General features: G+C 62.2%; 26 protein-coding genes and 1 pseudogene. 10 read left to right on the forward strand and 17 right to left on the reverse strand.

Annotation, left to right across the window (positions count from 1 at the left end; genetic code table 11):
* The 4 genes and pseudogenes from RMO51_RS15505 to RMO51_RS15520 form a co-directional block, all read left to right on the forward strand.
* Positions 1-128, forward strand: a pseudogene (locus tag RMO51_RS15505) (IS5/IS1182 family transposase); the annotation flags it as partial.
* 103 nt (positions 129-231) lie between these two features.
* Positions 232-1,029, forward strand: a complete 798-nt coding sequence (locus tag RMO51_RS15510) for an inositol monophosphatase family protein (RefSeq protein WP_310396099.1) — start codon at positions 232-234, stop codon at positions 1,027-1,029.
* 67 nt (positions 1,030-1,096) lie between these two features.
* Entirely contained in the window at positions 1,097-1,312 is a 216-nt protein-coding gene (locus tag RMO51_RS15515; RefSeq protein ID WP_310396102.1) for a hypothetical protein, read from the forward strand.
* Positions 1,313-1,439: 127 nt separating this feature from the next.
* Positions 1,440-1,781 carry a hypothetical protein gene (locus tag RMO51_RS15520; protein ID WP_310396104.1) on the forward strand — a complete coding sequence of 114 codons (342 nt, stop codon included), beginning with the start codon at positions 1,440-1,442 and terminating at the stop codon, positions 1,779-1,781.
* A 93-nt stretch (positions 1,782-1,874) separates the two neighbouring features.
* On the opposite strand, the gene RMO51_RS15525 is transcribed toward RMO51_RS15520, so the two are convergent.
* The 4 genes from RMO51_RS15525 to RMO51_RS15540 all read right to left on the reverse strand — a co-directional run bounded on the left by RMO51_RS15525 (position 1,875) and on the right by RMO51_RS15540 (position 7,004).
* Positions 1,875-2,894: an SPASM domain-containing protein gene (locus RMO51_RS15525; protein WP_310396107.1), complete on the reverse strand. Its 1,020-nt coding sequence runs from the start codon at positions 2,892-2,894 to the stop codon at positions 1,875-1,877.
* A 67-nt stretch (positions 2,895-2,961) separates the two neighbouring features.
* Positions 2,962-4,551 carry a TlpA disulfide reductase family protein gene (locus RMO51_RS15530; protein WP_310396110.1) on the reverse strand — a complete coding sequence of 530 codons (1,590 nt, stop codon included), beginning with the start codon at positions 4,549-4,551 and terminating at the stop codon, positions 2,962-2,964.
* 245 nt (positions 4,552-4,796) lie between these two features.
* Positions 4,797-6,194, reverse strand: coding sequence for a DNA repair protein RadA (gene radA, locus RMO51_RS15535; RefSeq protein ID WP_310396112.1), 1,398 nt, complete (start codon positions 6,192-6,194; stop codon positions 4,797-4,799).
* A gap of 87 nt (positions 6,195-6,281) precedes the next feature.
* The gene (locus RMO51_RS15540) at positions 6,282-7,004 is read right to left on the reverse strand and encodes a hypothetical protein (protein WP_310396115.1); all 723 of its coding nucleotides are present in this window, start codon (positions 7,002-7,004) and stop codon (positions 6,282-6,284) included.
* A gap of 101 nt (positions 7,005-7,105) precedes the next feature.
* Between RMO51_RS15540 and RMO51_RS15545 the strand changes: the two genes are divergently transcribed.
* Together RMO51_RS15545 and RMO51_RS15550 are read left to right on the forward strand one after the other, a co-directional pair.
* Positions 7,106-8,530 (forward strand): ATP-binding protein, encoded by a 1,425-nt coding sequence (locus RMO51_RS15545; RefSeq protein ID WP_310396117.1) that lies wholly within the window; start codon positions 7,106-7,108, stop codon positions 8,528-8,530.
* Between the two features lie 156 nt (positions 8,531-8,686).
* The gene (locus tag RMO51_RS15550; RefSeq protein ID WP_310396120.1) at positions 8,687-10,345 is read left to right on the forward strand and encodes an FAD-dependent oxidoreductase; all 1,659 of its coding nucleotides are present in this window, start codon (positions 8,687-8,689) and stop codon (positions 10,343-10,345) included.
* A 205-nt stretch (positions 10,346-10,550) separates the two neighbouring features.
* Here RMO51_RS15550 and rfbA read toward each other — a convergent pair whose 3' ends face one another.
* The 6 genes from rfbA to RMO51_RS15580 form a co-directional block, all read right to left on the reverse strand.
* On the reverse strand, positions 10,551-11,435 hold the full coding sequence (rfbA, locus tag RMO51_RS15555; RefSeq protein WP_310396122.1) for a glucose-1-phosphate thymidylyltransferase RfbA: 885 nt from the start codon (positions 11,433-11,435) through the stop codon (positions 10,551-10,553).
* Between the two features lie 100 nt (positions 11,436-11,535).
* Positions 11,536-12,543 carry an SDR family oxidoreductase gene (locus RMO51_RS15560; protein WP_310396125.1) on the reverse strand — a complete coding sequence of 336 codons (1,008 nt, stop codon included), beginning with the start codon at positions 12,541-12,543 and terminating at the stop codon, positions 11,536-11,538.
* A gap of 87 nt (positions 12,544-12,630) precedes the next feature.
* On the reverse strand, positions 12,631-13,695 hold the full coding sequence (rfbB, locus tag RMO51_RS15565; protein ID WP_310396128.1) for a dTDP-glucose 4,6-dehydratase: 1,065 nt from the start codon (positions 13,693-13,695) through the stop codon (positions 12,631-12,633).
* Between the two features lie 118 nt (positions 13,696-13,813).
* Positions 13,814-14,836 carry a UDP-glucose 4-epimerase GalE gene (galE, locus tag RMO51_RS15570; RefSeq protein WP_310396130.1) on the reverse strand — a complete coding sequence of 341 codons (1,023 nt, stop codon included), beginning with the start codon at positions 14,834-14,836 and terminating at the stop codon, positions 13,814-13,816.
* 88 nt (positions 14,837-14,924) lie between these two features.
* Positions 14,925-16,220, reverse strand: coding sequence for a nucleotide sugar dehydrogenase (locus RMO51_RS15575; RefSeq protein ID WP_310396133.1), 1,296 nt, complete (start codon positions 16,218-16,220; stop codon positions 14,925-14,927).
* A gap of 29 nt (positions 16,221-16,249) precedes the next feature.
* On the reverse strand, positions 16,250-16,888 hold the full coding sequence (locus RMO51_RS15580; protein WP_310396137.1) for an acyltransferase: 639 nt from the start codon (positions 16,886-16,888) through the stop codon (positions 16,250-16,252).
* A gap of 91 nt (positions 16,889-16,979) precedes the next feature.
* Here RMO51_RS15580 and RMO51_RS15585 point away from each other — a divergent pair, with 91 nt between their 5' ends.
* Positions 16,980-17,564: a Uma2 family endonuclease gene (locus tag RMO51_RS15585; RefSeq protein WP_310396140.1), complete on the forward strand. Its 585-nt coding sequence runs from the start codon at positions 16,980-16,982 to the stop codon at positions 17,562-17,564.
* A 199-nt stretch (positions 17,565-17,763) separates the two neighbouring features.
* Here the strand turns inward: RMO51_RS15585 and RMO51_RS15590 are convergent, their stop codons facing one another.
* From RMO51_RS15590 to RMO51_RS15600, 3 genes are read right to left on the reverse strand one after another with little or no spacing between them, the layout of a single operon-like run.
* Positions 17,764-19,206: an aldehyde dehydrogenase gene (locus RMO51_RS15590; protein WP_310396141.1), complete on the reverse strand. Its 1,443-nt coding sequence runs from the start codon at positions 19,204-19,206 to the stop codon at positions 17,764-17,766.
* Between the two features lie 53 nt (positions 19,207-19,259).
* Entirely contained in the window at positions 19,260-20,210 is a 951-nt protein-coding gene (locus tag RMO51_RS15595; protein WP_310396148.1) for a glycosyltransferase family 2 protein, read from the reverse strand.
* A gap of 34 nt (positions 20,211-20,244) precedes the next feature.
* Positions 20,245-21,003: a class I SAM-dependent methyltransferase gene (locus RMO51_RS15600; RefSeq protein WP_310396150.1), complete on the reverse strand. Its 759-nt coding sequence runs from the start codon at positions 21,001-21,003 to the stop codon at positions 20,245-20,247.
* A 279-nt stretch (positions 21,004-21,282) separates the two neighbouring features.
* Between RMO51_RS15600 and RMO51_RS15605 the strand changes: the two genes are divergently transcribed.
* From RMO51_RS15605 to RMO51_RS15615, 3 genes are all read left to right on the forward strand, one after another.
* Positions 21,283-21,570: a DDE-type integrase/transposase/recombinase gene (locus RMO51_RS15605; RefSeq protein WP_310396153.1), complete on the forward strand. Its 288-nt coding sequence runs from the start codon at positions 21,283-21,285 to the stop codon at positions 21,568-21,570.
* 139 nt (positions 21,571-21,709) lie between these two features.
* Positions 21,710-22,372: a hypothetical protein gene (locus tag RMO51_RS15610; RefSeq protein ID WP_310396157.1), complete on the forward strand. Its 663-nt coding sequence runs from the start codon at positions 21,710-21,712 to the stop codon at positions 22,370-22,372.
* Positions 22,373-22,388: 16 nt separating this feature from the next.
* Positions 22,389-23,705, forward strand: a complete 1,317-nt coding sequence (locus RMO51_RS15615; protein WP_310396158.1) for a hypothetical protein — start codon at positions 22,389-22,391, stop codon at positions 23,703-23,705.
* 49 nt (positions 23,706-23,754) lie between these two features.
* Here the strand turns inward: RMO51_RS15615 and RMO51_RS15620 are convergent, their stop codons facing one another.
* The 4 genes from RMO51_RS15620 to RMO51_RS15635 all read right to left on the reverse strand — a co-directional run bounded on the left by RMO51_RS15620 (position 23,755) and on the right by RMO51_RS15635 (position 26,341).
* Positions 23,755-24,762 (reverse strand): IS481 family transposase, encoded by a 1,008-nt coding sequence (locus RMO51_RS15620; RefSeq protein ID WP_310396161.1) that lies wholly within the window; start codon positions 24,760-24,762, stop codon positions 23,755-23,757.
* A gap of 158 nt (positions 24,763-24,920) precedes the next feature.
* Positions 24,921-25,043: a hypothetical protein gene (locus RMO51_RS15625; RefSeq protein WP_310396164.1), complete on the reverse strand. Its 123-nt coding sequence runs from the start codon at positions 25,041-25,043 to the stop codon at positions 24,921-24,923.
* 563 nt (positions 25,044-25,606) lie between these two features.
* Positions 25,607-25,897, reverse strand: coding sequence for a hypothetical protein (locus RMO51_RS15630; protein ID WP_310396166.1), 291 nt, complete (start codon positions 25,895-25,897; stop codon positions 25,607-25,609).
* 111 nt (positions 25,898-26,008) lie between these two features.
* Positions 26,009-26,341, reverse strand: a complete 333-nt coding sequence (locus RMO51_RS15635; RefSeq protein WP_310396168.1) for a hypothetical protein — start codon at positions 26,339-26,341, stop codon at positions 26,009-26,011.
* Positions 26,342-26,592: the final 251 nt, after the last annotated feature.

A 26,592-nucleotide genomic window follows, 5' to 3' on the forward strand; every position in this document is an offset into this window, starting at 1 on the left:
GCAACCAGGTCGAGCGGCTCATCAACCGCCTCAAGCAGTTCCGGCGCGTGGCCACTCGCTACGACAAGCTCGCCGCTACCTACGCGGCTTTTGTCCAACTACGCGCCATCACCCTCTGGCTAAATTGAGAACACGCCCTAGCAGACCAGACCTGATTATTCAATTGGGCGGACCTTTGCCAATGGGCGGACCTTTGCGAAACCTACTTTAAACCTCGTGAAACTTCGCGCTATGGACTTTCCCCAACTCTCCCACGACCTGGCGGCCCTGTGCCGCACCACGGCCGAATTTATCCGCCAGGAGGCGGCCACCTTCGACCGGAGCAAAGTTGAGCACAAGGGCGTGCACGACTTGGTGAGCTACGTGGACCAGGAAACCGAGCGCCGGCTCGTGGCCGGCCTGCGCCAGCTGCTGCCCGCCGCCGGCTTCATCACCGAAGAAGGCACCACCGGCCCCGACACGCACACCGAGAAATTTACCTGGATAATCGACCCGCTCGACGGCACCACCAACTTCGTGCACGGCCTGCCGGTGTACTCCATCAGCGTGGCGCTGCTGCACCACCAGGAGCTGGTGGTGGGCGTGGTGCACGAGGTAAACCGCGACGAGAGCTTCCGGGCCGTGCAGGGCGGCGGCGCATTTTGCAACGAGCAGCCCATTCGCGTGAGCGACATCCCCGACCTGAACAGCGCCCTCATCGCCACCGGTTTCCCTTACAAGGACTTCGGCAAAATGAGCGCCTACCTGCAGGTGCTGGGCGCTTTCATGAGCCGCAGCCACGGCGTGCGTCGCCTCGGCTCCGCGGCGGTGGACCTGGCCTACGTGGCCGCCGGGCGCTGCGAAAGCTTCTTCGAGTTCAACCTCAACGCTTACGACGTGGCGGCGGGCATCCTGCTGGTACGCGAGGCGGGCGGGCACGTCACCGCGTTTCTGGAAGATGGCGACCCGCTCTTTGGCCGCGAGGTGGTGGCCAGCAACGGCCACGTGCACGGCGAGATGCAGCAAACCATCCGGAAGTTCTGGTCGTAGCCGCGCCGGCCGCGGGGCCATTTATTAGCTTTGTAAACCATTCTTTTTCAAGCGCAGTTTACCTAGCATGATGCTGCTCGCCCTCACTTCCGTCGAAATCCAGTATTTTCTGATTGCTGCGCTCTTTGCGGCGGCGGCCTTTTACGTGGGCCGGATTTTTTGGCGGGCTTTCTTCAGCAAGACGGCGGCCGGCTGTGCCAAAGGCTGCGGCGGGGCTTGCGGCTCGCTCGACGTGGACCGGCTGCAGCAAACCATTGAGGCGCGCACTGCCGCCGGCCGCTGACCGGGCATCCGCCGTTTTCTCTTGTTCACATAACCCGCCCCCGCCCCGGCCCCGTATAGCCGAAGCGGGGGCGGGCGGCGTCTGCCCCCACCCATTCCGCGCGTTTTTACCCAAACACCCCACCGCCATGCAGGACAAAGAAGAAGAACGGTCGCTCGTCAACGTCGAGAACATGCTGACCAAGGACGGCTTCACTCAGGATTTCAAAGTGACCGATGGCCGCCTGCACACCCTCGACCCCCGCTCGCCCAAAAGCTACGCGCCCGACGAAGTAACCATCGTGGATTTTTACCGCTTCGAAGGCGAGAGCAACCCCGACGACACGTCCATTCTCTACGCCATTGAGGCCACCGACGGCGTGAAGGGCACCATCGCCTCCGCCTACGGCGTCTACGCCGACACCGACACCGACGACTTCCTCAAGCAAGTCGAAGACCTCGGCAAGAATTTAAAGAAGGGACACAAGTGATTTCAATTAACAGTTAACAGTGAGCAATTAACAATAGAGTTTGACTGGATTTAACCCAATTGTTAATTGCTCACTGTTAACTGTTAATTGAAATCACCCCCACACCTTGGTGCCTTCGGAGCAGTTGCGGCACATCTCAATTTGGTCGCGGCCTTTGAGCAGGCTACCGCGAAACTGCTGGTAGTTGGGGCCGCGCCAAAGCTGGCGGAAGGTTTCGGTTTTGAGGTCGCCCTGGCGGTATTCGGCGTCTTTGTCGAAGCAGCAGGGTACCACCAGGCCGTCCCAGGTGATGACGCAGGAATGCCACATTTTCCAGCAGTGGTTGAGCAGGGTATTTTTCAGGCTCCAGGTGCCATTGCCGTTGTTTTGGTACCGCGAGTAGTAGTCGATAGTCGGGATGAGCGGCGAGCCATGCTGGTGGTCGTAAATCTGCGCGGTCTTGAACCACACGTCGTCCACGCCCAGCGCGTCGGCCAGTTGCCGGGCGTCGGCTACCTGGTGCTCGTTGGGCCGCACCACCAGGAACTGGAAGATGATGCGCGGCGTGCTCGATTTGAGTTCTCGGCGCCAGCGTACCACGTTGCGGGTCCCTTCCAGCACTTTTTCCAACTTGCCGCCCACGCGGTACTGCTCGTACACGTCCTGGGTGGTGCCGTCGAGGGAGATGATGAGGCGATCGAGGCCGCTTTCCACGGTGCGGCGGGCGTTTTGGTCGCTTAGGTAATGGGCGTTGGTGCTGGTGGCGGTGTAAATGCCCTTGTCGGCCGCGTACTTCACCAGGTCCAGAAACTGCGGGTGCAGGTACGGTTCGCCCTGAAAGTAGAAGATGAGGTACCAGAGCCGGCTGGCTACCTCGTCGATGGTCCGCTTAAACAAGTCCTCCGGCAACATGCCCGTGGGCCGGGTGAACGAGCGCAGCCCGCTGGGGCACTCCGGGCACCGCAGGTTGCAGCTGGTGGTGGGCTCGAAGCTCAGGGCCATGGGCAGGCCCCGCAGCCGCGCCCTGCCGGTGAGCTTGCTCAACACGTAGGAACCCACGATTTGCAGTGTGTTCCACACGCGGAGCGGGGTAGCCTTCGATAAAACGTTGAGGCTGTCGGTAAGCTGAGACATGAAAAGGGACAACCGCAGTAGCGCGAGCCACAAAGTTCGCGCTGCTGCGGTTGCGGCGGGGGTCGTGCTACTTCTTGGTGGCCTGAAACTCGATGGCGCTGGTGTAGGTGCTGGCCTTGCCGAACGACTGGTTGATTTCGTCCACGGCCGCGCGGCTGCTTAGGCGCTTGGGCTTGGTGTTGAGAAAGGTGCCGTCTTCGCCCACCAGCAAGTACGTGGGCACTTCCTGCAGGGCGTAGGCCTGGGCCACGGCCGAGCGCAGGCCGCCGGGCATGCGCACCTGTATGCCGGGCAGCTTCTTCACGGTTACCAGCTGCTTCCATGCCTGTTCATTCTCGTCCAGCGCGATGTTGATGAAAGTAATATTCTTGCCTTCAAACTTGCGCATCAGCTCCTGGGCGTACGCCAAATCGCGCAGGCACAGGCCGTTGGTGGTTTTCCAAAAATTGATGTAAACCAGCTTGCCCGCGAAATCATGCAGCCGCACGGTGTCGCCTTTGGCCGAAGGCAGCTTGAAGTCGGGCGCGGGCGCCCCAATGGCAAAGTCCTTGTGCTGATTGAAGTCGGCCTGCAAGGTGGGGTAGTACTGATTCTTCAGGTCGTAGTTGCGGAAATCGGCCAGCATGGCCGACGACTGCTTCACGTGCCCAAACCGGAACGATTCCTGCAACACGCGCCCCAGAATGATGGCGCGGATGGGACCGGTCAGCTTCTTGCTGGCAAAGGCATAGGACGCCGTATAAAAGTCCGGGTCGGTGCGCTGGTGCTTTTCCTGCCCCACCGCAAAATGCACGTAGTTGATGAGGAATTCGTGGTACAGCTCGCTCTGGGCGGCCGTGGGCTCGTTCAGCAGGCCGGGCTCGCGCAGAAAGCTGTAGTAGTCAGCGCCCATTTTCAGCCGGCCTTCGGTGTTTACCACTTGTTCGCGCAGGTCTTGGTAGGTCAGGCGGTCATTGGCATAGGCGTAGGTCACTTCGGCCTTGGCGTAGTTGTAAAAGTCCTGGGTGAACGACTGCTTGGCGGCGTGGTCGTCCAGAAACTCAAATTGATTCTTGCGGCGGTAGTCCAGAAAGGACAGAAACGGCGCTTCGTAGAGTTGAATATTGTCGGGCAACACCTGAAAGCCGTCGTTTTCCACAAATTGCTCGTCGGCTTCCACCAGGTAGTTGTTGGCGTTGGCAGCTTGCTGGCGGTGGTGCTGCTCGTCGGTGAGGTTCTGCCGGTTGCGCAGCTTGGTGGCCAGGCCCGTGGGCACGCCGTTGGCCTTGAACTTGAGGGTGCCCGACATGTCGCTGCCTTTAAAACGCACGTCTATGTCGGTGCCGGGGTCCAGAAATAGTGGCGCCACGTCATCGCCGTACACCAGGTCGGCCTTGGTCGGGCCGCCCACCGGCACCACCAGCCGGAAATCTCCCTTGCCGCTCAGCGCAACGCGGAATAGCTTCTCCTTGGGGTCGAGCGGGTTCTCGCGAAGCGAAACCGCTACCGAATCGGAGTCCGTTCCGCTCACGTGGCCGGTCAGGATGGCCGTGCCAGCGGACTCGGCCGCGGCAGACTTGCTCGGGCCCGTCTTGGCCTGCCCGCGGCCCCACAAAGGAGCCAGCAGCAGCACCGCACCCAGCAGCCGGCGCGCACAAATAGTAAAAGATGATATCATAGCACGAAAAAACATAGAGCCGGCAACCACCACTGGTTGCCAACTATCGACTAAACAAATGCCAGGGCTATTCGGCTTTTTCCATCAATTTCACGGGAAAAGCCTATCAGCACTCCGAAGATACGGGGTTTTGATTTATAAAATCCAATCGACGCCCTAAACATTTTAGGCGGCGCTCGGGCGGGCAGCTAAAGGGTTGCTGCGCCTTACGGCGGCCACCGGCTGATTATCAGCGCGCTTTTCCATCAGTTAAACAGGCCGTTCAGCACCTCATCGAGGCGGCTCACGGCGTGCACTTTCAAGCCAAAGCGGGCCAGGTCCAAGCCCTTGCCGTTGAATTGGGACACGTACATTTCACGAAAGCCTAACTTCTCGGCCTCGGCCAGGCGCTGGTCGAGGCGCGACACCGCCCGGATTTCGCCGCTCAGCCCAACTTCCGCTGCCAGGCACACGTGGCCGGGAATGGGCACGTCGTTGAGCGACGACACCACGGCCGCGCACACGGCCAGGTCCAGGGCCGGGTCGTCGAGGCGCAGGCCCCCGGCGATGTTCAGGAACACGTCTTGCTGGCCCAGGCGCAGGCCGGCGCGCTTCTCCAGCACGGCCAGCAGCATTTGCAGACGCTTGGTGTCGAAGCCCGTGCTGCTGCGCTGCGGCGTGCCGTAGGTCGAGGCCGTGACCAGGGCCTGCACTTCCACCAGCAGCGGGCGGTTGCCCTCCAGCGTGGCCCCGATGGCCATGCCGCTCAGGCTCTCGCCGCGCTGCGAGAGCAGGATTTCGGAGGGGTTGCTCACCTGGCGCAGCCCGTCGCCCTGCATCTCGTAGATGCCCAGCTCAGAGGTGCTGCCGAAGCGGTTCTTGGTGGTGCGCAGAATGCGGTAGCTCAGGTGCCGGTCGCCCTCAAATTGCAGCACGGTGTCGACCATATGCTCCAGGATTTTGGGCCCCGCGATGCTGCCGTCCTTGGTGATGTGGCCGATGAGCAGCACCGGCGTGCTGGTTTCCTTGGCAAATTTCAGGAACTCGGCGGTGCATTCGCGCACCTGACTCACGCTGCCGGCGCCGCTCTCCACCAGCGTGGAGTGCATGGTCTGGATGGAGTCGATGACGAGCAGATTGGGCTGCACCTGGTCAATCTGCCGGAAGATGTTCTGGGTGTTGGTTTCGGTGAGGATGTAGCAGCCCGGGTGCTGGCCGTCGGCCAGGCGCTCGGCCCGCATCTTGATTTGGGCCTCGCTTTCCTCGCCGCTCACGTAGAGCACCTTCATCTGGCGCAGGCTCAAAGCAATCTGGAGCATCAGCGTGCTCTTGCCGATGCCCGGCTCGCCGCCGATGAGCACGATGGAGCCCGGCACGAGGCCGCCGCCCAGCACGCGGTTCAGCTCGGCGTCGGGGGTGAGGATGCGGGGCTCGTCCTCGGCCAGAATATCATTCAGGGGCACCGACTTGGCGGCCTTGGTTTTGCTGCCGCCGGGCACGGTGCTGGCGGGCTTCCACTGGCCGGTGGTGGTGGCCACGGTTTCCTTCTGGATGACTTCCTCGACGTAGGTGTTCCACTCGCCGCACACCGGGCAGCGGCCTATCCACTTGGCCGACTGCGCGCCGCAGGACTGGCAGAAATAAACGGTTCTGGCTTTGGCCATGAAATGCAAAGGTGCCGGCCCTGGTGGGTCAGCCAATGATAAGGCGTGCGAGGATTAAAAAGTTGCCCAAAAAGCCAGCAAACAAGACTATTTACCGCCTGAGTGCGCATTGTAGGCCCGCACCAGCTCCGGCATATTTTCAACGCGCGCGCCCTTTTCCTGCTGCCGGACGCGGGCAGCCAGGGCGTCATCCGCCGCGAAGAAAACGCTCATGGTTTTGGCGAAGTCGCCGCCGCCGCGGGGCACTTCGCGCAACGCCGCGCCGGGGCTGGGGCGCACGTACCAGTAGTACTTCTCGTGCGTCCCGGTCGAAACAAAGACGGCGCCAACGGGCAGCGGAATGGGAATGAGCATGTCGTTCTTGGTTTTGGCGTAGCCGAACAGCTCCACCGGGCCGGGCGCGGTCAGGTTCTCGGCCAGCAAGCCCAAGGGCTTGCCTTTGAGCGACAACGACTCGTAGCGGTGCCCGTCCACGGTCATTTCCTTGACCCGGGCCACGTCCAGGGCTTTGAGTGCCGGGCGCGGCAGGTGTTCCGGCGAGGTCTCGTAGCATTCCACCCGTTCCAGGAAGCACGTGGTGTAGCTGGGCAAATAGGCCCGTACCTGCTTGCCCGAGGTGAGGGTGACCTGCGCCGGAAAATACGTTGGGGTGCCGTCGCGGGCCGCTCGCAGCGAATCGATGCGGGTGGCCACCCGCGGGCGCTGTTGTGCCTGGACGGCCGTTCCCAGCGCCATGCACACGCCGGCACCCGCGGCGGCCCGGAGCGCCACTACCCGTAAAAAGCTTGTATTTAAAGTAAATTCAACCATCAATACGTCCTTTAGTGAGGCTCGATGAAAGTGGCCCGAATGGGCCCTCGCAAGTTAGCACCCCCGCCCTAACCGTTGGGTTGGGCGTAGCATTACGTCCCATGCTTCTCCCCACAACCCCCGCTCTCACCCCCGCCGAGCTGGCCACCGTCACCGTTTTTGCCGGTTTGCCCACCGAGGCGCTGGACTGGCTGCTGGACCACGGCGAAACCCGCGCGTATGCCGACGGCGAAGTGGTATTCGAGCCCGGCGCGCCGGCCGAGCTGATGCTGGCCGTGGTGCGCGGCGGCCTGCAGTTCTATAACATCAAAGGAGCACAGCGCGACTTCGTGTTCCGGGTCGAAACCGGGCAGGTGACCGGCGTGCTGCCCTACTCGCGGCTGCGCGTCGTCGGCGGCCAGGGCGTGGCCGTGGGCGAGTCGCTGTTTTACCTGCTGCACCGCGACCAGTTTCCGGCCCTGGAGCAGGCCAGCCCCGAGCTGGTGCAGCGCCTGGTGGCCGTGATGAACGACCGCAGCCGCGACCAGGTGCGCAGCCAGGAGCGCGACGACAAGCTGCGGGCGCTGGGCAAGCTCTCGGCCGGCCTGGCCCACGAGCTGAACAACCCCGCCGCGGCCATTGCCCGCGCCGCCCAGGCCCTGGCCGTCCGCGCCGCCGCCAAACCCCAGTTGCTGCAGGAATTGCTAGCGCAGTGCCCCGACCCGGCCGCGCTGTGCGCCTTCGCGGCGCTGGCCGTGCCCGTGGCGGCCGCCGACCCCGCCGCCCCGCACCTGTCGCCGATGGAGCAGTCGGCGCGCGAAGACGAATTGGCCGATTGGCTGGCGGGCCAGGGCGTGCCCGACGGGTTTCGGCTCGCCCCGGGCTTGCTCGAAACCGGCCTGACGGAGGAAATACTGGCCGCGGCGGCGCAGGTGCTGCCGCCAGCGGCGCGCCCGGCGGCCTTTGCCTGGCTGGAGACTCAGCAAAGCACTTTGCAGCTCATCCGCGACGTGCAAGAAGCCGGCAGCCGCATCAGCAAGCTGGTGGCCGACGTGAAAACCTACTCGCACATGGACCGCGCCGGTGGCTTTGAGCTGCTCGACGTTACCACCGGCCTCAACAGCACCCTGAACATGCTGGGCTTCCAGCTGCGCCAGAAAAAGGTGCGCCTCACCCGCGACTACGCCCCTGACCTGCCCCAGATTCGCGGCCAGGTCAGCAGCCTCAACCAGGTGTGGACCAATTTGCTGGACAACGCCATCGACGCCTTGCCCGACCAGGGCGGCGAAATTACGCTGCGCGTTCGCCGGGAGAATGATTTTGTGCGCGTTTTTTTAATTGATAACGGCACGGGCATCCCGGCGGAGGTGCTGCCGCATATTTTTGAGCCGTTCTACACCACCAAGCAGGCCGGCGCCGGCTCGGGCCTGGGGCTCGACATTGCCCAGCGCATCATCAAGCAGCACGACGGACGGCTGGAAGTCAGCTCCCGACCGGGCCACACCGAGTTTTGCGCCTGGTTGCCGGTAACCGCGCCGCTGGCGTGAGCGTGCTGGTTTTAAACAACAAGGCATCACAATAATGGAACGTCATGCTGAGCTTGCCGAAGCATCTCGCGTGGGGTAGTAACCCAATCGTGAATACGAAGCGAGCGAGATGCTTCGGCAAGCTCAGCATGACGTTCTATTTTTATACATCAGCCCATGGCCGCTAAAAAACCCATTATCCTCGCCGTCGACGACGACACACAAGTGCTGGCCGCTATTGCCCGTGACCTGCGCCAGGAATTCAGCCAGGACTACCGCATCGTGCGCATCAATTCCGGACCCGAGGCGCTGACCACCATCCAGGAGCTGCACGCCAAGGAGGAGGCGCTGGCCCTGATTGTGGCCGACCAGCGCATGCCCGAGCTGGAAGGCGTGGAGCTGCTCACCGCCGCCCGCGGGCTGTTCCCGGACGCCAAGCGCGTGCTGCTCACGGCCTATGCCGACACCGAAGCGGCGGTGCGCGCCATCAACTCGGCCCGGCTCGACCATTACCTGATGAAGCCCTGGGACCCGCCCGAAAACTTGCTTTACCCCACCCTGCACGACTTGCTTGATGCCTGGCAGCGCGAGCACAAGCCCAAGTTCGACGGCGTGCGCCTCATTGGCTTTCAATGGTCGCCGCTCTCGCACGAGCTTAAAGATTTTCTCAGCGGCTACATGGTGGGCTACCAGTGGCTGGATTTTGAGACCAGCCCCGAAGCCCAGGAGCTGCTGGCCGCCAAAGGGTTTGCCCCGACGGATTTGCCGGTGGTGATTTTTCAGGACGGCAGCAGCCTGGGCAAGCCTACGCCCACGGCCGTGGCGGCGCGCCTGGGCCTCACGCAGCAGGCCACGCAGGAGATGTACGACGTGGTGGTGGTGGGCGCCGGCCCCAGCGGGCTGGCCGCGGCGGTGTACGGCGCCAGCGAAGGCCTCAAAACCCTCATCATCGAGCGCCAGACGCCCGGCGGCCAGGCCGGCACCAGCTCGCGCATCGAAAACTATCTGGGCTTTCCCACCGGCCTGAGCGGGGCCGAGCTGGCCCACCGCGCCTGGGCCCAGGCCGTACGCCTCGGCGCCGAGTTCCTGGCCCCGCAGGAAGTCACCAAGCTCTGCGTGCAGGACGGCTACAAGGTGCTCACCCTGGTCGACGGCAGCGAAATCAGCACCAAAGCCATTGTGCTGACCACCGGCGTGAGCTACCGCACGCTCGACGTGCCGGGCATGGACCGCCTCAGCGGCGCGGGCGTGTACTACGGCGCGGCCCGCACCGAAGCGCGCAACTGCGACCAGCAGGACGTGTACATCGTGGGCGGCGGCAACTCGGCCGGGCAGGCGGCCATGTACCTGGCCACCTACGCCCGCCGGGTGTTCATCGTCATCCGCGGCGCCGACCTGGCGGCCAGCATGTCGGCCTACCTCATCGAGCAGATTCGGACCACGCCTAACATCGAGCTGCTGCCCTTTTCGCAGGTGAAAGAAGTGTGCGGCCAGGACCACCTCGAAGCCGTGATGCTCGACCTCAACGGCACGGTGGAAAAACGGCCCGCCCGCGCCCTCTTCGTGTTCATCGGCGCCAAGCCCAGCACCGAGTGGGTGTGCGACCTGGTGGCCTGCGACAGCAAAGGCTTCCTGCTCACCGGCCGCGACCTGGTGACCGACCCGCGCTACCCCGAACTTTGGAAAAAGCAGCGCGAGCCCTACCTACTCGAAACCTGCGTGCCCGGCATCTTCGCCGCCGGCGACAGCCGCGCCGGCGCCATGGCCCGCGTGGCCTCGGCCGTGGGCGAGGGCAGCATGGCCATCAAGTTTGTGCACCAGTACCTGGACGAATAAACTAATGGGTCGTTCCGGTGGGGGCCTCACCCCCTGACCCCCTCTCCAAAAGAGAGGGGGCACCGGTTCTGTGTACATAAACTTCAACAATCGAAAAAGCTACTTTACAATAACCTTTTTGTTGGAGCTTAAAATAAGGGCAACGCCGGTGCCCCCTCTCTTTTGGAGAGGGGGTCAGGGGGTGAGGGCCCCACCGGAACGACTCCTACGCTCCCTCTCCCATCACCAACTGCTCGGGCAGGTGCAGGAGGTAGTCGCCGTAGCCGCTTTTGCGCAGCGGCTCGGCTAAGGCGCGGAGCTGGTCGGCGGTGATGAAGCCCTGGCGGTAGGCTACCTCCTCGATGGCGCCCACCTTCAGGCCCTGGCGCTGCTCGATGACTTTGACGAACTCGCCAGCCTGCATCAGGCTTTCGAAGGTGCCGGTATCGAGCCAGGCGGTGCCGCGGCCCAGGATGCCCACTTTGAGCGTGCCCCGGCGCAGGTATTCGCGGTTCACGTCGGTGATTTCGTACTCGCCGCGCGGGCTCATCTCCAGGTGTTTGGCAATTTCCACCACGTCGTTGTCGTAGAAATACAGGCCGGGCACGGCGTAGTTGCTCTTGGGTTGGGCCGGCTTTTCTTCGATGCTGAGGGCTTTTTTGTCGGCGTCGAATTCCACCACGCCGTAGCGCTCGGGGTCGTGCACGTGGTAGGCGAAGACCACGCCGCCGGTGGGGTCGTTGTTGGCCTTGAGCAATTCTTCCAGGCCCGCACCGTAGAAAATGTTGTCGCCGAGCACCAACGCGACTTTATCATGACCGATAAAATCAGCCCCGAGCACGAAGGCCTGGGCCAGGCCGTTGGGCACTTCCTGCACCACGTACTGGAAGTCGCAACCCAGGTTCCGGCCGTCGCCGAGCAGCTTTTTAAACTGCGCCTGGTCGTGGGGCGTGGTGATGATGAGCACTTCCCGGATGCCGGCCGACAGCAGAATCGACAGCGGGTAGTAAATCATCGGCTTGTCGTACACGGGCATGAGCTGCTTGCTCACGGCCAGCGTGAGCGGGTGCAAGCGGGTGCCGGAGCCGCCGGCGAGGATGATGCCTTTCATGAGCGCAAGGTTTCGCTAAGTTTTAAAATAACGTTTCGCAAAGATTCTGAACTACGGACTTCGCGAGACTTAAATTTTTAAACTTCGCGAAACCTTGCGCTCAATTGCGTTCGGCGATAAACTCCTGGTTGGCCCGGAACCACGCCAGCGTCTGCCGCAAGCCCTCGCGAATGCGGACTTGCGGGTCGTAGCTGAGCAGCATTCGGGCTTTGGAAATATCGGCCAGCGAGTCGCGGATGTCGCCGGCACGGTCGGGACCGAAGGTGGGTGCCAGGTCGGAGCCGGCTTCCTCGCGCAGAATGTTATACATCTCGACCAGCGAGGTGCGGTCGCCCACGGCGATGTTGTAGACCTGGCCCAGGGCCTCGGGGCTTTGCACCAGCGCGGCGCGGATGTTGGCCTGCACGCAGTTTTCCACGAAGGTGAAATCGCGGGTCTGGCCGCCGTCGCCGTTGAGCGTGGGCGGCGTGTTCTGCAGAATAGCGTCGATGAAGAGCGGAATCACGGCCGCGTAAGCCCCGCCCGGGTCCTGGCGCGGGCCGAAGATGTTGAAGTAGCGCAGGCCGATGATTTCCAGGCTGTAGGTGCGGGCAAACACGTCGGCGTACAGCTCGTTGGCGTACTTTGTGACGGCGTAGGGCGAAAGTGGCTTGCCGATGCGGTCTTCCACCTTGGGCAGGCCGGGGTGGTCGCCGTAGGTGCTGGACGAGGCCGCGTACACGAAGCGCTGCACGCCCGCGTTTTTGGCCGCCGTCAGCATCTGCACGAAGCCGCCCACGTTCACGTCGTTGGTCAGCACCGGGTCCTTGATGGAGCGCGGCACCGAGCCCAGGGCAGCCTCGTGCAGCACCACGTCCACGCCCGCGCAGGCCGCGGCGCAAGCCGCCGCGTCACGGATGTCGCCGTTCAGGATTTCCAGCCGGGCGTCGCCGGCAAACAGCGCCAGGTTCTTGCGGAAACCGTTGGAGTAGTCGTCCAGCGTGCGCACCTGCTTCACGCCGTACTTCAGCAAATACTCCACGATGTTGGAGCCAATGAACCCCGCGCCGCCCGTGACGAGAAACGTAAGATTGTCCAGCGGCCGCTCGTGGAAAGGAGTTTGGTACATTTTATCAATTAAAAATTAAAAAATGCTCGTTTCAAATGCACGAAACTGGCCACGAAGAATGGCAGGCGCATTTTTAATTCTTAATTTTTAATTGCGCGCAGCGCCACCGTACTGCTGCTTATTATACTCCTGGTAGGCGCCGCTGGTCACGTTTTTCAGCCATTCCTCGTTTTCAAGATACCAGTCCACGGTTTGGGCCAGGCCTATCTCGAAGGTCACGCTCGGCTGCCAGCCCAGCTCGTGCATGATTTTGCGGCTGTCGATGGCGTAGCGCATGTCGTGGCCGGCGCGGTCGGTCACGAACTTGATGAGCTTGCGCGAGGTGCCTTGGGCCTGGCCGGTCTTCTCGTCCACCACGTCGCAGAGCAGCTCGATGAGCTTGAGGTTCTGCCACTCGTTCACGCCGCCGATGTTGTAAGTTGCGCCGTTGTGGCCGTGGTGAAACACCACGTCGATGGCCGTGGCGTGGTCTTTCACAAACAGCCAGTCGCGCACGTTCTCGCCTTTGCCGTACACCGGCACCGGCTGGCCGGTGCGCAGGCGGTGGATGGCCAGCGGAATGAGCTTCTCGGGGAAGTGGTTGGGGCCGTAGTTGTTCGAGCAGTTACTCAGCTTGATGGGCAGGCCGTAGGTGTGGTGCCAGGCGCGCACAAAATGGTCGGAACTAGCCTTGGAGGCCGAGTACGGCGAGCGCGGGTCGTAGCTGGTTTCCTCGGTGAACAGCTCGGGGCCGAAGTCCAGCGAGCCGTACACCTCGTCGGTGCTCACGTGGTAGAACACGTGGCCCTCGTAGCCGCCGGGCTGCCACAGGTGGCGGGCCGCGTTCAGCAAATTCACGGTGCCGATGACGTTGGTTTTCACGAACGCCATGGGGTCGGTGATGCTGCGGTCGACGTGCGACTCGGCCGCGAGGTGAATCACGGCGTCGGGCTCCTCGTGGGCAAACAGCTGGTCGACAAACGACTGGTCGGAGATATCGCCTTTGATGAACCGGTAATTCGGCGCGGTTTCCACGTCGCGCAGGTTCTCCAGGTTACCGGCGTAAGTCAGCGCGTCGAGGTTCAGAATCTGGTGCTCGGGGTACTTCGTGACGAACAGCCGTACGACGTGGGAGCCAATGAAGCCGGCGCCGCCAGTGATGAGGATTTTCATAGTCTTAATTGTTTTAATCGTTTGTCATGCCGAGCGCAGCCGAGGCATCTCGCGTGCAATGGTAATTAATTACTCGCGCGAGCGAGATGCCTCGGCTGCGCTCGGCATGACGTTCTAGTTACTTTTTATCGGTCAGCGTCTGCTGCCACTTCCAGGCGCTGGCCAGCGAGTCGGCCAGCGAGGTTTCGGTTTTGAAGCCCAGCACGTTGGCGGCCTTGGTGGCGTCGGCGTAGATGGCCGGCACGTCGCCGGCGCGGCGCGGGCCCAGGCTGTAGTTGAGCTTCTGGCCGCTGGCCTGCTCGAAGGCGTGCACCACTTCGAGCACCGAATTGCCGTGGCCGGTACCCACGTTGAAGGTTTCTACTTGGTCGGCGCCCACGGCGTCGAGCAGGCGGCGCACGGCCACCACGTGGGCCTTGGCCAGGTCCACCACGTGAATGTAGTCGCGCACGTTGGTGCCGTCCACCGTGTCGTAGTCGCTGCCGTTGATGGTGAGCTTTTCGCGGATGCCGGCCGCCGTTTGGGTGATGAAGGGCACTAGGTTGTTGGGCACGCCCAGCGGCAGCTCGCCAATCCTGGCCGAAGCGTGGGCCCCGATGGGGTTGAAGTAGCGCAGCAGAATGGTGCGCGGCCCACCCGCGGCGGCTACGTCGGTGAGGATGTCCTCGGCCATTTGCTTGGTGGCGCCGTAGGGCGAGGTGGCCTTTTTGGTGGGCGTGGCCTCGGTCACGGGCAGCGCGTCGGGGATGCCGTACACGGTGCACGACGACGAGAATACCAGGCTTTTCACCCCGAACTCCGGCATCACGGCCAGCAGCGCCAGCAGCGAGTCGAGGTTGTTGCGGTAGTAGGCCAGCGGCTTCAGCACCGACTCGCCCACAGCCTTGAACGCCGCGAAGTGGATGACGCCCGCGATGCCGGCTTCGGCGGCAAACACCCCGCGCAGGGCGGCCTCGTCGGCGCAGTCAACGCGGTAAAAGGGCACGGCCGTGCCCAGGATGGCTTCGATGCCCGCCAGCACCGACTCCTGCGAGTTGCTGAAATCGTCGACGATGACGGGCTGGTAGCCGGCCTGGTACAGCTCCACCACGGCGTGCGAACCAATGTAGCCGGCCCCGCCGGTAACGAGAATCTTTTTCATAGTGGTTAGTGGTTAACGATTAGTGGTTAGTGGCGAACCAGTACATCAGTATAAACTAATCACTAATTGTTAACCACTAACCACTGAATCACAGGCTCCAGTACTGCAGCTCCTTCATTTTGCCCCGGTAGAGGCCCTTGATGTCGACCAGCACGCCGTGCTCGCCCATGATGGACTGGAAGTAAGCCTCGTCCCTGGCGGCGTAGGGCCGGTGGCTCACGGCCACAATCACGGCATCGTAGTCGGTGCGCACGTCGTCGTCGTGGGTCAGGCGGAAGCCGTACTCGTGGTGCAGCTCGTTCGAGTTGGCGTGCGGGTCCACGATGTCCACGTTCACCGAGAAGTTTTTCAGCTCCTGAATCACGTCGGCCACCTTGGAGTTGCGGATGTCCTCCACGTTTTCCTTGAAGGTGGCGCCCATCACGAGCACGCGGCTTTTGGCCACGTCCTTGCCCTTCTTAATCATCATCTGCACCGTTTTGCGGGCGATATAGGCGCCCATGTTGTCGTTGGTGGTGCGGCCCGAAAGAATGACTTTGGCGTCGTAGCCCAACTCCTTGGCCTTGTAGGTGAGGTAGTACGGGTCGACGCCGATGCAGTGGCCGCCCACCAGGCCGGGCGAGAACTTGAGGAAGTTCCACTTGGTGCCGGCGGCTTCGAGCACCTCGTAGGTGTTGATGTTCATGCGGTCGAAAATCATCGACAGCTCGTTCATCAGGGCAATGTTGACGTCGCGCTGGGTGTTCTCGATGATTTTGGCGGCCTCGGCCACCCGGATGCTGCTGGCCCGGTGCACGCCGGCCGTCACCACCAACTCGTACACCTTGGCCACCACGTCGAGCGACTCGGCATCGCAGCCGGCCACCACCTTCACGATGGTCGCCAGCGTGTGCTCCTTGTCGCCGGGGTTGATGCGCTCGGGCGAGTAGCCCACCTTGAAGTCGTGGGGAAATTTCAGGCCCGAGAGCCGCTCCATCACCGGAATGCAGTCTTCCTCGGTGCAGCCCGGGTACACGGTGCTTTCGAACACCACGTAGTCGCCCGGCTTCAGCACCTTGCCCATCGAGGTCGCCGCGCCGAGCAGCGGTTTCAGGTCGGGCTGGGCGTGCTCGTCGATGGGCGTGGGCACGGCCACGATGTAAAATTGCGCCTGCCGCAGCACGTCCAGCGAGTCGGTGAAGGTGATGTCGCAGCCCTCAAAATCCTGCTTGTTCAGCTCGCCGCTGGGGTCGATGCCCTGCTTCATCTGGGCCACCCGGCCGGCGTTGATGTCGAAGCCGATGACCCGGAGCTGCTTGGCGAATTCGAGGGCAATGGGCAAGCCCACGTAACCGAGGCCGATGACGGCCAGGGTGGCCTCTTTGCGCAATAGTTGGTCGTACACTGCTAGGATTATGAATTTTGCGTTATGAATCAGGAGTTCGTCCGGGGTCGTTTGGCCGCACTCTGGCTCTGCGCCACGGGGCGCACCGACTGCTCGTCCGGGCTCAGCTCGTAGTGCTCGCCGCTTTCGGGGCAGGTGGCGCGGCGGCTGGCGTCGAAGGCCAAGCGGTGCCCGTAGGCGCTCATCCAGCCCTGCGCCCGGGCGGGCGTGCCGTATACGAGGGCGTAGGCCGGCACGTCGTGCGTGACCACGCTGCCCGCGCCCACGAAGGCGTAGCGCCCCAGCCGCACGCCGCACACGATGGTGGCGTTGGCGCCCACCGTCACGCCCCGCTCCAGGTGGGTGGGCTGGTACTGGCCGGCGCCCTTGCGGGGCACGGCGCTGCGCGGGTTCTTCACGTTGGTGAATACCACCGAGGGGCCCAGAAAAACGTCGTCCTCGCACACCACGCCGCCGTAGAGGCTCACGTTGTTCTGCACCTTCACGTTGCGGCCCAGGGTCACGCCGTCGGCCACGAACACGTTCTGGCCCAGGTTGCAATCTTCGCCGATGTCGGCCCCGGCGCACACGTGACAGAAGTGCCAGATGCGGCTGCCCCGGCCCACTTGGCAGCCTTCGTCGAGGATGGCCGTGGGGTGGGCGTAGGAATCGGAGGCAGAATGGGGCATTCGGGCAGGCGGGCGGTTCGGCCCGCAAAGGTAAGGCGAAGGCCGGGGTTGGCTTCGTACTTTTGGCTAAGCGCCTTGTTTCCCCCGCATTATGAGCCCGTCCACTTCTTTACCCGAAGCTTTGCCCCGCGTTTCGCCCGACGACTACCTCCGCCTGGAGGGCGAGGCCGTGGAAAAGCACGAGTATTACTACGGCGAAGTGCGCGCCATGGCCGGGGCTAGCTACGCCCACAACCGCGTTTGCGCCAACATGACGGTTGCCCTTGGCGGTCAACTTCGCGGTAAAAGCTGCGCCGTGGTGGGCAGCGACCAGCGCCTGCAGATTCTGAGCGGCAGCGCCTACGTGTACCCCGACGTGACCGTGGTGTGCGGCCCGCCGAGCTTCAACGAAACTCGCCGGCCGGAAACGCTGCTCAACCCCACCCTGCTGGTGGAAGTGCTGTCCGAGTCGACGGCCGACAAGGACCGCAGCGAGAAGTTCATGCTCTACCGCCAGATTCCCAGCCTGCAGCAGTACCTGATGCTGGACTCCCGCGCCGCCCTGGCCGAGCTCTACACGCGGCAGCCCAACGGCAGCTGGCTCTTTGTGGAAACCCGCGACCTAGCCGCGGTGCTCGATTTGGACAGCGTGGGCTGCCGGGTGCCGCTGGCGGAGGTGTATGCGGGGATTATCTGAATCACGGATTTGTGCGGATTTGTGCGGGTTTTTCGGATTTTGTGGATGGCTCAGGACCCCAGTAAGCGTCCATCAACACCAAACGCCTTGCAACCGAGCGGGTTTCTGTGCTGCTGTACTTACTCTGCAACAGCCGCCTACCTGTGCAACAGCCGACTACAAAATCCGTGAAATCCAAAAAATCCGCACAAATCCGTGATTAAAGTTTAACGCACACGTTCTGGGCCTCGGTGAAAAACCGCAGCGCTTCCAGCCCGCCTTCGCGGCCGACGCCGGAATTTTTCATGCCGCCGAAGGGCGTGCGCAGGTCGCGGTGCAGCCAGGTATTCACCCACACCACGCCGCTGTGCAGGGCCTGGGCCACGCGGTGGGCGCGGGTCAGGTCGCGCGTCCAGATGGTGGCCGACAGGCCGTAGTCGGTGCTGTTGGCCCAGGTCAGGGCCTCTTCCTCGGTGTCGAAGGGCGTGAGCGTGACCACGGGACCGAAAATCTCCTCCTGGTTGGTGCGGCAGTCGGGCGGCAGGTTTTCAAACACGGTGGGTTCGAGGAAGTACCCGCTTTCGCAGCGGCCTGGAACCGTGACGCGGTGCCCGCCCGCGAGCAGGCGCCCGCCTTCCTCGTGCGCCAGCCTGATGTAGCCCAGCACCTTGTGCAGATGCGCTTCGCTCACCAAGGCCCCTTGCGTGGTTTCGGCCGCCAGCGGGTCACCGATTTTTTGCGCCTGCAGCTGCTGCAAAAACGCGGCTTTGAAGGCCTCGTAGATGGGCCGCTCGACGAAGATACGGGAGCCGCACAGGCAAATCTGGCCCTGGTTGGCAAAGCTGCTGCGGATGCTGGTGGCCACGGCCGCGGCCAGGTCGCAGTCGGCAAACACGAGGTTGGGGTTTTTGCCCCCCAACTCCAGACTCAGTTTTTTGAACAGGGGCGCGGCGGTGGCGGCCAGGTGCCGCCCGGTGGCCGTGCCCCCCGTGAAGCTGATGGCCCTAATGCCCGGGTGCGCCACGAGGGCCTGCCCGCAGCCGGGCCCGGTGCCGTGCACGACGTTGAGCACCCCCGGCGGCAGGCCCGCCTCGATACACAACTCACTGAGCAAAAACGCCGTGGCCGGCGTAATTTCCGACGGCTTGGCCACCACGCAGCAGCCCACGGCCAGGGCCGGCGCAATTTTCCAGGTAAACAGGTACAGCGGCAGGTTCCAGGGCGAGATGCAGCCCACCACGCCCACCGGGTGGCACACGGTGTAGTTCAGGGCCACGCCGTCCTGCACGTGGGCTTCGGTAGCGAAATGCCCCGCGGCGGTACCAAAGAAGTGGAAGTTGCTGGCGGCCCGCGGAATGTCCATTGCGCGCGCCAGGCTCAGGGGCTTGCCGTTGTCCTGGCTTTCGGCTTGCGCCAGCCGCTCCAGGTTGGCGTCAATCAACTCAGCAATCCTCATCAGGAAGCGGCCCCGCTCCTCAGCCGGCAAGCGGCGCCAGGCGGGCAGGGCCGCTTCGGCGGCGGCCACGGCAGCGGCCACGTCCTCGGGGCCGGAGTCGGGCAGTTGGCCGTACACCCGGCCGGTGGCGGGCTCCACGTTGTCGAGGTAGCGGCCGGCCAGGGGCGGCGTGAGCTGGCCGTTGAGGTAGTTAAGAATGTGCAACATGCGGGAAAGGCGGTGGGCGCAAAGCTAGCCACCCCGGGGTCCGGCTGCTTTGTCTACTTGTTCTGCACCGGTGGCACGGGCAAATTGGTGTCCGAAATCAGGTAGAGCGGGCGTTGGCGCACGTTGGCCGAAAGCCGGGCCATGTACTCGCCGATGATGCCTACCGAAATAAGCTGCACCCCGCCCAAGAACAGAATGCTGACCATGAGCGACGGCCAGCCGGGCTGGTAATCGTGGCTCACAAAGCGCGAATAGAGCGTGTACAAGCCCACTATGAAAGCCAATCCGGATACCACGAACCCGCTCACCGTGGCCGCTTTCAGGGGCACGTCGGAGAAAGCCGTGATGCCGTCCAGGGCCAGGCGTATCATTTTGCGGTAGGTGTAGCCGGTTTCGCCCCCGGCGCGCTCGGCCCGATCGTACTCAATGAACGTCTGCCGGTAGCCAATCCAGGAAATCTGGCCCCGCAGGAACTTGTTCTGCTCGGGCATGAGCCGCAGCCCCTCCACCACCTTGCGCGAAATGATGCGGAAGTCGCCGGTGTCAACGGGAATAGAAACGTGCGTGATGCTGGCCAGCAACCGGTAGAACAGCCGGGCCGTGAGCTTTTTGGCGGCGCTGTCGCCCTGGCGCGAACGCCGTTTGGCGTAGATCACCTCGTAGCCGGTACGCATCTTCTCATAGAGCAGCGGAATCAGCTCGGGCGGGTCCTGCAGGTCGGCGTCGATGATGACCACGGCCTCGCCCGCGGCCCGGTCGAGGCCGGCCGTGACGGCAATCTGGTGCCCGAAGTTGCGACTGAAGTCAATGTAGCGCACCCGCTCGTCGCGAGCGGCCAAGGCCAGCAGTAGTGGCATGGATTGGTCGCGTGAGCCGTCGTTGATGAAAATCAGCTCGAAGCCGCCGGGCAAAGCCATGGGCTCCAGCACGCCCAGCAGGCGTCGGTGCAGTTCGCCGATGTTGGCTTCCTCGTTGTAGATGGGAATGATGATGGATAGCTCCACGCGGGCAGGGGTCAGGCTCGAAAAGAAGAAAAAATCAGGCGGGCTTTTGGGCCAGGGCAAACACGCTTACTCCCAGTGGCAGATTGAAGCGGCGCAGCAGGCGGTTCTCAGCCTTCAATAAGCTCAACAAGAAGCGATTGGCTGGCCGGGCAAAATGGTGCAAGTCGCCGGTGGCACCGGGCCGTTTGATTGGCGACACCGGGCCGGACAGCGCTCGTCGCCCCAGGCGCAGGACCGCCGTGGGCAGATACAGCGCCGCGTTCCAGAACGAGCTGCGTTGGGCGCGCAGGCCCGCGCGCTCCAGGGCGGCCAGCAGCCCGGGGCGGGAGTAGCGGCGGAAGTGGTGGTTCACCACGTCGTGCTCGCTCCACAGGTGAGCGTGGGCCGGCACGAACACCAGCAGCTGCCCCCCGGGCTTGAGCACCCGGGCCCATTCGCGCAGCGCTTGGGCTTCGTCCTCAATGTGCTCAAGCACATCGGAAGCAATGACGACATCGAACCGGGCGTCGCCAAACGCCAGCGCGGCGCCGTCCATCACCGACACGTGGGGGACGCCCCGGGCCTGGGCCAGCTCAATGGCGGGCACGCTTACGTCAATACCCGTCAGGTCAGAGTAGCCGGCCGCGCTTAGCCGCTGCATCAGCGGCCCACCCGAGCAGCCAATTTCCAGAATGGCCGCCGACACGGGCAGGCGCAAGCTCCGGATGAGGTCATAGACCACGTCGCGGCGGCTGGCAAACCACCAGTGCTGTTCTTCTAACTGATGATATTTGGCTTCGTAGGTCAGGTCCATGCCGGGCAAAAGTAAGCGGCTGGGCGTTAGCCTGCCCGGTGAGCGCGGCTTCGTCGCCACTTACGTCCGCGGGCTTGCGCCTTCACAGCATGAGATGCTCCGGGCATGACGGACAGAAGAAGGACGTATAGTTCTTTTGTTAGGGCAGCAAAATCAAGCGGGCCGTCGCCCGATAAACGGCGTAGATACAACGAGGCGTTTAAGCGCTCAGCGGGTGGGCCATTTGCGCATCCGCCGCGCGCTCACCTCCCGTGGCCTGCGCACCCAGCAGCCCCGTTCGTGCCACGTACCACCGACTTAGACCCGGCCGTGCGCGCCGCCTCCACCCGGTTGGGCCCGCCGGTCCCCACCGCCCCCAACCGGGTGGGGGTGGGGGACCTCACGTGCTTGCCGCGCCAAGGCGGGGGCTGGTTGTACCCGGCCGTGTGGCTGGACTGCTGCGCGCGCAAAGTTGTCGGCTGGAACGTGCGCGAGGCCATGCCGGAAGACCTGGTCAGCGAAGCCCAGCGCCGGCCCCTGGCCGGGCTCATCGTGCATTCCGACCAGGGTAGCCAGTGTATAGTATAGTACTCCTTTTATGTAAACGGATTGGCTCCAAACCGTTGCTCCCAATGCGGCGTGGCTTTCCGGCCCCCCGGACCATAAGCGTTACCGAGCCAGCTTTTCGGCGATTGCGCCCGTAGCTTTAACTTTTATTTTTGGGGCTTTGACCAACCCTGCCCGGCGTTTTTTCAGGGGCGATATTGCCCATCTTAGGCTGTTGACACCGCACTACATGCTCCCTTTTGCTGCTATGTTTAATAAAAGGCTAACGTTATCTATCACCAGCAGCTTGAGCCTAACTTGGCTGAGCATTGCGGGAGTAGCCTGTTCAGGAGACCCAGCCGACGGCACGTGGGTTGGCGATGAGGTCACTCACAACGACTTTGAGACCGTGGCCGGATGGGGCGCAGCAGACCGGTCAACCCTTACCCGGGACCATGCCCATTCTGGTCGTTATGCCGTGGTGGTTGACTCCACTCACGAAACCGGTCTTATGTTTGACTTACCGCTGTATGAGGCCAGCGTGCACTCGCTACAGGCGGTGGAAGTAACGGCGTGGGTATATCTGCCCAACAACAGAGCTGACGCGACGTTGCAGGCAGAAACCGTGGCCGATGGTGGGAGCCCGAACACACCTCCTTATCGCGAAGAATTTCCATTACGCTCGCAGGTCGAGGTATTCAAACGCTGGACCGAGGTGACGCATATTTTTCACTTGCCCGGGGGCTTGCCAGGCAGTACGCACTTGCGCCTGTACCTGAAAAGGGGCAGCAGTGCGGACCCTGTTTACCTCGACGACATCCGGGTGAAAGCCCGGGAATGGTAGCTACTGTTTGGTGCTTATGCTCTCTCCTTCCCTCTTGGCGCGCTGGCGCTTAGCCCGCCCGGTTGTTTGGCAAATGGGCGCTTACGCTGCTTTTGCGGTCCAAGTGCGCCTGTTCGAACTCCGCGGCTACTACGGCCCTTACGCCCACCCCCTGCTGTTGGCGGCCGCCGCGGGCTTACTTAGTGTATTTGCCCTGTTGCACTTTTTGCACCGCCCACCGCTCCAGGCTACCTCGCCTCCGAGGGCCGCCACGCGCTTGGTTTGGGGCGGGCTGGCGATGCTGCTGGGCGGCACCTGGGCACTGTACTACCAGGCTCCTGCCATTTTAAACAATCCCATAGATGTACGCGCTTCCGATGTAATTCCCATTCTGCAGAATTACGTGGCTCGTTTCCAAAGCGGTGAGGTCGTATACCGCTACATCACCAACTTGCCTTATCCGCTGTTCCCAAATCACTTACCGTTGCAGTGGTTACCCTATTTACTCCCCGACCAACTGGGCTTGGACTACCGGTGGTGGGGCCTGGGACTGCTACTGCTGTTGGGGTTTGGGGCATGGCAAGTGGTTTTGGCCAATCAGCCTATTGGAGGAGTCGAATTTGCTCTTAAAGCCTTGCTGCCGGCTTACTTGCTGGTGCGCATCATCCGCCATGACTCATACCTCTACGCGCAGGTGCTGGAGCCCACCATCATCGCGTACTACTGCGTACTGGCTGCTAGTGTCCTGTCGCGCTCCGTGCTGGCCCAGGCAGTCGCGTTGGTGCTGTGCTTGTTGTCGCGCTATTCGTTAGTGCTGTGGGTACCCTTATATTTTTGGATGTTATGGCATGGAGCCGGCCGCTCACACACGTTGAAAGTAGCTGCCCTCACTTTAATGGGAGTTCTGGTCATATACGTCGGGCCTTTTTTGTCCAAGGACTGGACTATTTTCACCCATGCCTTGAGCGAGTATCGCATTGCGACACTAGGAGAATGGAGCCGTTCGGACGGCCCCGGTGGTAACATTGGTCACATATTCAATGGCTTGGGCATAGCCCCGTGGTTTTCCTTGTACGCACCCGGCGATTTGTCCCACAAAATTTCTTGGCTGCAACGCGCTCAAGTGCTAGCCAGTGCCGCCACGGTATTGGGCTTTGCTGCGCTCTACTGGCGCCTGCGGCACCGCCTCAATTATCGGCTGTTGGCCTTGGTAGCGTTGCAGTCATACCTTACTGTATTTTACCTGTTTATTCAAATTCCTTACCCTTACCTCATTTCATTAACCTTATTTATTTCTGCTTTTTTGGTGCTGGCCGTAGGTGGGAGCCGGTGGCGGCCCAAGCCAGCGGCATAAGTTTGGAGCTCTGGGTCGGGACACGAGTAAAAATAGCAGGACTCTTTAGCTACTGGGCGCAGACAAATTCATATGGTGTCAAACCGCGCAGGCGCCTGGCGTGGTTATGCGCTAAAGTGTATAGTCCCAGGGTGAGCTGGGTGGGGTCGCGGATAAAAACAGCAGGGCTGAGTTGCCACTGCTGGCAGATGAATTCGTGCGGTGTTCCGCCGCGCAGGCGCTTGAGGCGCTTGCCGTGGTTGTAAGCCAGCAAAAAAGCTTGCAGGTGGTCGTTGAGCTGGGTCATCGTCTGGTAGTGATAGCGCTGCACCGTCGCCTCTTTCAAGGTCCGGTTGAAGCGCTCGACCTGGCCGTTGGTCCAGGGGTGGGCGGGCTTGGTGAAGCGGTGCTCGATGCCGTGCTCGTCGCACACGCGGTCGAAAATGTGCCGCCAGGCGTAGACCTGGTGGGGCGTGTTGCCAAACTGCGTCCCGTTATCGGTCAGCACCTTATGCACTTTGTAGGGGATGGCCGCCAGCACCCGGCGCAGGAAATCGGCGGCCAGCATTTTCGTCGCCCGGGGCTGTAGTTCGGCGAAGGCCAGCTTGCTGGTGCGGTCGATGGCGACAAATAAGTAGCCCCGGCCCTCTTCGGTGTGGACTTCGGCAAAATCCACGTGCAGGTAGCCGATGGGGTAATCCTTGAACTTTTTTCTCTTCCCCGCCGGCCCCGGGGCGGGCAGGCGACTGATGCCATGACGTTGCAAGAGGCGGTGCAGGGCCGAGCGGGAGAGGTGCGGAATCGTTTCCTGCAAGGCGTACAGGCAGTCATCCAGGGGCAACTGGGTGTGCTGGCGGAAGGCCACGGCGATGGCTTCCTCCTCGGCCGTGAGCACCGTCGAGGCCGGTTTGGGCCCCATCGGGGCATCGGCTGTGGTGGCGCGGCTGCGCCACTTGGCCACCGTTTTGGGGTTGACCCCATGGCGGGTAGCTAAGCTTTGTAGGCTTTCCGGACTTTGTTGGATAAGGCGCCGTACTGCCGGAGTTGTCCGGGCGCTGCCGTGAAGTACTCGTCCCATAAGTGCTGGCGAAGTTCGGGTGTAAAGACCACACCACTACATCCTGGGACTATACAGCTAGCACAAAGGCTTGCAAATGTTCGTTGAGTTGGGCCGTGGTTTGGTAGTAATACCGCTGGGAAGGTGGCCTTTTTCAGCGTACGGTTGAAGCGCTCGACCTAGCCGTTGGTCTGGGGGTGAGTCGGTTGGGTCAGGCGGTGCTCCACGCCGAAGGCCCGACGGATGCGGGCAAAACCGTGCCCGCCTGGAAACCACTGGTGGAGCTGGAGCGTGAACGGCACACCGTCGCTGCTCAGTACGATACGCGCCTGAAAAGGCCGCGTTCTCAATACTCGACGCAGAAAGTTAGCGGCTGCCATACGCGTAGCATGCGGCTGCAGCTCGGCAAAGGCGACTTTGCTAGTATGGTCTATGGCCACGAAGAGGTACCAGAGGTTTTCTTCGGTTTGTACTTCGGCAAAGTCGATGGGCAGGTAGCCGATGGGGTAGTCCTTGAACTTTTTTTCGGAACGGCCTGGCTTTCGTCAGTGAGAAGCAGCCGACTGACGCCGTGGCGTTGAAAACAGCGGTGCAAGGCCGAGCGCGGCAGGGGTGGAACAGTATCCCGCAGGGTGTACTGGCGAAACGCCAAGGCAGCGGCCTTTTTCGTCGTCGAGAGCAGCGCCGAGGCCGGCTTGGGAGCCATCAGCGCATCCGTTGTGTGTGGCGCGGCGCTTGCGCCATTTGGCCACGGCTTTCGGATTGATGTGGTGCCGCTTGGCCAAAATGCAGGGCCTCACAGCCCGCCTCGATTTGCCGGTCAGATAGGGTATAAAACCACAACTGCGTTTCGAGCTGGCTCATGTCAGGCGTACCCGGTGCCTGGCTGGGTGGCCGCGAATCCCAACGGTAGCGCGCTGTCGGTGGTGCTGAAGTAGCCCGGGTCCATCATGTCAGCGAAGCGGAACAAGTGAGTCGGCACAGCCAACGTATCCTCCCCAAAATTGGCCCACATGCGGTTGAGCATCAGTAAGCTATTCGCGTGGGCATAAACGATTTCAAATAAGACTTCCTGCACTACCATGGCGGGCTGCTGGGCGTGCAGCTTGGCAGCAATGCGGCGCGTGGTGTCGAAGGAGGCTTGCTCTTCGCCCACCGTGCGAGGAGTGAATCAGAAACCGCCGATACGTCCAGCAGAGCGCATTCAAATGCCTTCAGCCCAACGAAAAAGCGTCTGGCATTCGGTTACCGATAACGAGCCAGCTTCCTATGGTGTCAGCGCTTTCGCCAGACAGTGACGCGCGGTTGAACCAGAAAGAACCAGCGACGTGAATCGAACAGCCTGCGCCATGTTTTCGTGCGACAGCAGCGCAAGGGCCATCAGCAGTAATCGCGGGAGCAGGATTTTAAGAATTATACACACCACTTCCACTAATCCAATAACACGCTCGCCGTTCTGCTTTAGTTGGCAGCCAACGGTTATCGCACCAAAAAATAGCGCATCGACTACAATAACATGACGTCGCAACTCAATGCGGCTGAACCGAGCATTCTGTGAAGAAGAAAGCGCTTCATTTGTCGATGCGCCGGACAGCAACAAATTTCTCCCAGCACTTATAGACTATTGCTGACGCGGTAAAAGCAGCAGCGTTTGGCAGGGGCTATCTTGGTGCAGTTCGACCAAGCGGAAAGCAGAGTCGAGTTGCAGCAGATAGGTCGGGTTGCAAATCATCACTACGGCTCCCGGTTGCAAACTGCGAGCCGTGCTGCCCGCAATAAATTGCAAATTTCGCCCCGGTTTCTGCTCAAATTCTGCTTTGTTTTGTAATACATCAAAACAGGGCTGTACCC

Source organism: Hymenobacter sp., assembly GCF_031398885.1.
Lineage (GTDB): Bacteria > Bacteroidota > Bacteroidia > Cytophagales > Hymenobacteraceae > Hymenobacter.